Source organism: Streptomyces corynorhini (assembly GCF_003346515.1).
Classification (GTDB): Bacteria; Actinomycetota; Actinomycetes; order Streptomycetales; family Streptomycetaceae; genus Streptomyces; species Streptomyces corynorhini.
The window spans coordinates 1-4649 of the sequence record NZ_QQNA01000389.1 but is presented as its reverse complement, the minus strand read 5'-3'; the positions used below and the strand labels follow the sequence as shown (position 1 = coordinate 4649).

Annotated in this window: 4 protein-coding genes; all 4 read right to left on the bottom strand. The window is 71.2% G+C overall.

Annotated features, from left to right (window positions below; all coding sequences use genetic code 11):
• Positions 1-1062, bottom strand: a 1062-nt coding sequence (locus tag DVH02_RS33210) for a LacI family DNA-binding transcriptional regulator (RefSeq protein WP_147286191.1), incomplete at its 3' end; no start/stop codon positions are given.
• 71 nt (positions 1063-1133) lie between these two features.
• A complete protein-coding gene (locus DVH02_RS33205; RefSeq protein WP_114627557.1) occupies positions 1134-1961 on the bottom strand; it encodes a carbohydrate ABC transporter permease in 828 nt (275 codons plus the stop codon).
• A 41-nt stretch (positions 1962-2002) separates the two neighbouring features.
• Positions 2003-2953, bottom strand: a complete 951-nt coding sequence (locus DVH02_RS33200) for a carbohydrate ABC transporter permease (protein WP_114627556.1) — start codon at positions 2951-2953, stop codon at positions 2003-2005.
• 31 nt (positions 2954-2984) lie between these two features.
• Positions 2985-4274 (bottom strand): ABC transporter substrate-binding protein, encoded by a 1290-nt coding sequence (locus tag DVH02_RS33195; RefSeq protein WP_114627555.1) that lies wholly within the window; start codon positions 4272-4274, stop codon positions 2985-2987.
• Positions 4275-4649 lie beyond the last annotated feature (375 nt).

Below are 4649 nucleotides of genomic sequence, written 5' to 3'. Positions count from 1 at the left end.
GGACCCGTGCCGGACGTACGCGACGGATCCGCCGCGTACGTCCGGCACGGGTCCGGTGCTCTCCCTTACGTCCGGCACGGGCCCGGTGGTCTCCCGTACGACCAGCCGGGGCCTGCCGTCCAGCACCGGCGGCGGCACGTCCTCGCCGCACTCGGCGAGCAGCGTGCGCGCGGCGGCGGCGCCGACGGCCTGCACCTGCTGGTCGACCGTGGTCAGCCGCGGGTGCAGCCAGCGGCCCAGCGGCAGATTGTCGTACCCGATGACGGACAGGTCGTGCGGCACCCGCAGCCCGGCGCGCTGCGCGGTGCCGATCCCGCACACGGCCATCGAGTCGTTGGAGTACACGACGGCCGTGGGCCGTGCGCGCAGCCGCAGCAACTCCTCGGTGGCGGCGACCGCCGCCGCCTCCGTGAAGTCGGTCTCGCGCACGGCGACGGGCCGCACCCCGGCCTCCGTGAGCGCGTCCTCGAAGGCCGCGCGGCGCAGCCGGGTGTGCGTCAGCTCGGACGGGCCCGTGACGTAGGCGATCCGCCGGTGGCCCAGCTCCAGCAGGTGCGCGACGGCTTCGCGCACCCCGGCGCCCTGCTGCCCGAGGCCCACGTTCGGGACCGGCGAGGTGTCGTCGGGCGCGCTCAGCAGCACGGCGGGCAGCCCGAGCCCGCGCAGCAGCGGCGGGCGCGGATCGTCGGCGCGCGCGTCGGTCAGCACGGCCCCGTCGATCCGGCCCTCGGCGACCAGCCGTTCGTACAGCGCGCTCTCCTGCGCCATGTCCGCGACGAGATGGAGCAGCAGACCGTAGCCGCGCGGCGCGAGTTCGCCCTCCAGACCGGTGATCAGCTCGCTGAAGTGCGGGTCGGCGCCCAGCACATCGGTCGGCCGGCGCACGACGAGCGCGAGCGTACGGGTACGGGCCCGGCGCAGCGCCGTCGCGGACGCGCTCGGCGACCAGCCCAGCTCGGCGGCGGCGTCCAGGACACGGCGCCGGGTCGCCTCGGCGATCCGGCCGGTGCCGTTGACCGTCTGGGAGACGGCAGCCGTGGACACCCCGGCGGCGGCGGCCACGGCCTTGATCGTGGGGCGCTCGCGGGCGAGCGGGGCGTCCCGCTGCCGGGGCGCCCGCTGGGGATGCTGGGTCACATTTTCACCGCCCCGCTGACGAGAGCCTGCTGCATCCGCTTCTGGAGCACGGTATAGACGATCCAGACCGGCACCAGTGTCAATACCGTACCGGCGGTCAGGATCCCGTAGTCGGTGCCCGTCAGGGACTTGAGCGTGGGCAGCGCCACCTGCACCGTGCGCTGCGCCGGATCGGGGCCGATGATCACGAGCGAGTACAGGTACTCGTTCCAGAAGGTCAGGAAGTTCAGCAGCAGTACGGTCGCGATGCCCGGCACGCACATCGGGGTGTAGATGTGCCGCAGCACCGAGAACGTGGACGCGCCGTCCAGCCGCGCGGCCTCCTCCATCTCGCGCGGGATGGTCCGCATGAACTGCACCAGGATGACGACGGAGAGCGGCATCGCCGTCGCGGGCAGGAACAGCACCATGAAGACGCGGGTGTGGAACAGCCCCGTGGCGGCGGAGAGCAGGAACGTCGGGAAGAGCGCGGCGAACGTGGGCACCAGGAACCCGAGCGAGAACACCCGCTCCACCAGCGCCCCCAGCGGCCCCGTCGCGCGGGCGATCGCGAAGGCCGCGGGGATGGCGAGCGCCAGCGTCAGGGCCAGCGCGAACACGGTGACGAGCGCCGAGTTGACGACGGCCAGGCCCAGGTCGGCGGAGGAGAACGCCTCGCCGAAGTTGCCGAAGGACAGGGAGGTGGGCGGCGCGAAGGGGCTGCCGAAGATCTGGTCGTTCGACTTGAACGCCGAGATCAGCAGGTAGTAGAGGGGGACCACCAGCAGCACCGCGTAGAGCCACGCGAGGAGGTGCGCGGGCAGCCAGGACTTTCCGAGTTTCATGGCACGGGCTCCGGATCTGCGGATCGAATCGGCATGGCGGGTCAGTAGTTCTGGCGGAAGACCCGCCGGATGGTGAGCAGTCCGGCCAGCCCGACCAGGAAGAGGATCACTCCGACGGTCTGGCTGTAGCCGAGGTCCGCCGCGATGAACGCCTTCTGGTAGACGAGGAAGGACAACGTTGTCGACGAGGTTCCCGGGCCGCCCTGGGTGAGCAGCAGGACGTTCTGGGCGGAGCCGAACAGCGTCCACAGGAACTGGAGCATCGTCACGACGCCCACGAAGTCGCGGATGACGGGGAAGTGGACGCGCCACATCGTGCGCCAGTGCCCCGCGCCGTCGAGCTGCGCGGCCTCACCGATCTCGTCCGGCACGCTGCCCAGGCGCGCGGCGAACAGGACCGCCGTGAACCCGATGCCGCTCCACACGTCCACCAGGATCAGACAGAGCAGCGCGGTGGAGGGCGAGGCCAGCCAGGCGTCGGTCAGCGAGCCGAGACCCACCTTCTCCAGCGCCCCGTTGAACAGCCCGTCCGGCGAGAGGACCGCGTAGAACACCATCGCCTTGGCCGGCGTCGAGATCAGGCCGGGGATGAAGAGGAGGTAGCGCAGCACGCGGTGGCCCGGCGGGTTCTGCGCGACGTAGTAGCCCAGCATGTAGGCGCCCACGATCATCACGGGCAGCGCCACGGCGAGCTGGACGGCCGTGTTGGTCACGGCGTCCAGGAAGACCGGGTCGGCGAGGACCGTACGGACGTTGCCGAAGCCGGCGAAGGAGACCGGCTGGAGCATGCCGGGCCAGTGCAGGGCCGCGATGACGAAGATCGCGACCAGCGGCCCGACCATGAAGACCAGGTACCAGACCAGCGCGGGGACGGCCAGGATGACCCCGCCCTGGTTCCGGCGTTCGCGGGCGGCGGGGGCGGGCACGGGGGAGGAGCGGTCGGGTGGGCGGTGGGCCGTGGTGGTGCCCGGGGCGGACGAGAGCGTCGTCATGGCGTGACTTCCGAATGGCTCGGGCGAGGGTTCAGGCCCCGCGGTACGCGGATTCGAGGACGGAGCGCACGGAGGCCGCGCTCGTGCCCCGGGTGAAGGCGGTGCTGGTCGCCGTGATCAGCGGCTGGGAGGCCGTCGGGGGGACGTACAGATCGGGCAGCAGGACCTGCCCGACGCTGTCGCCGAGCCGCTGCGCCGCGGCCACCAGCGGGAAGTCCTTGCTGACCGTGTCCGTCACCAGCGCCATGTCACGGCCGCTCTCGGTGATGAAGCGGGAGACCACGTCGGGCCGGTACATGAAGCGCAGGAACTTCTCCACGGCGGGCAGCTTCTTCGTGCCGTTCGGGCTGATCCAGAAGCCGATGAGCGTGAACGAACGCATGATCGTCGGCTTCTCGTGCGCGGCGCCCGGGGCCAGCGGCCAGCCGCCGACCTCGGTGCGCGCGGCGACCTCGGGCGGCACCTTGGCGAGCGCCGAGGACATCGCGGACTGCATCGCGGCGGCCTGGGTGTTGTACTGCGTGGTCATCGTGTCGGAGGTGAGCCCCTGCGCCTTGTCGGCGAAGACCCCCGCGTCGCGCAGGGAGACGAAGTACTCGATGCCCTCGCGGGCGCCCCTGCCGCCGAAGTCGCCGGTCGCGTAGACCTGCTGGGCCTCCTCCTGGGTGAGGAAGGTCTGGATGATCTGGGCGAGCAGCTTCTGCCCCGTCCAGTCGTTGCCGCCCACGGTGACCGGAGCGATGCCCTTGCCGCGCAACTTGCGCGCCGCGCCGATCAGTTCGTCCCCGGTGGTCGGCACCGCGCCCACCCCGGCCCGGTCGAGCAGGGTGGTGTTGAAGGCCACGGGCCAGTTGGTCGCGAAGTACGGGAAGGCGCGCAGCCGTCCCTTCCCGTCGGTCCACGCCTCCAGCGCGGCGGGCACGACGCGGTTCCGCAGGCCCCAGTCGTCGAGGTACCCCTTGACGTCGACCGTCGCTCCGACATCGGTCCAGGCCAGCGTCTTGTCGTACAGATTGATCATGACCACGTCGGGCTCTTTACGGGCCAGCCGGGAGGTCTCGTACACCTGGGCGAGGTCGTCCCCGTTGACGAGGTTCTTGACCCCGAGCCCCGGATTCTCCTTCTGGAAGAGATCCACCACGGCGGTGTAGGTGGCGGAACCGGGCGCGGTGGTGCCGAGCTGGGTGTGGACGAGGAGGGTGTCGGGATCGGAATCGGCCGCGGCGATGGAGGAGCAGCCGGACAGGGCGGGCAGAGCGGTGGCGGCGGCGATGCCGGAACCTGCGGCGAGGAAGCCACGCCGACTCAGGGATGAGCGCACAGCGGGATGTCTCCAACCAGAACCAGAGGACGTCAACCAGTGATGGTTAATCGATGTACCAGCGGGTTGCGAGAAAAGTAGGGGCACTTCGGTGAATGGTCAACCCCCCGTTGCGCATGCCGGAAAACCCGACAAAGAGGGCGAATGGGGGTGGGCGTGAGGGGCGCGGGCGAGGGGCGCGGGTGAGGGTGTGGTGGGGAGTGCGGCCGGGGGGCGTGCGGGTGCGTCGCCGACGCTTCGCGGGCGGGCGTCGCCCCGCGCGTCCTTACGTCGCCGCTACGCCGGTTTCGCTAGCGTGCGTTGACCTCGCGCGAGAGCCCTCCATGGGGAGGGCTGTGCACGCGCGTAGAAAGCGCCCCCGGCAGGACTCGAACC

Bases quoted from the DNA above. Each gene is read 5' to 3' on its own strand.
- DVH02_RS33205 (WP_114627557.1), bottom strand. From the start codon at position 1,961: ATGAAACTCGGAAAGTCCTGGCTGCCCGCGCACCTCCTCGCGTGGCTC.
- DVH02_RS33200 (WP_114627556.1), bottom strand. From the start codon at position 2,953: ATGACGACGCTCTCGTCCGCCCCGGGCACCACCACGGCCCACCGCCCA.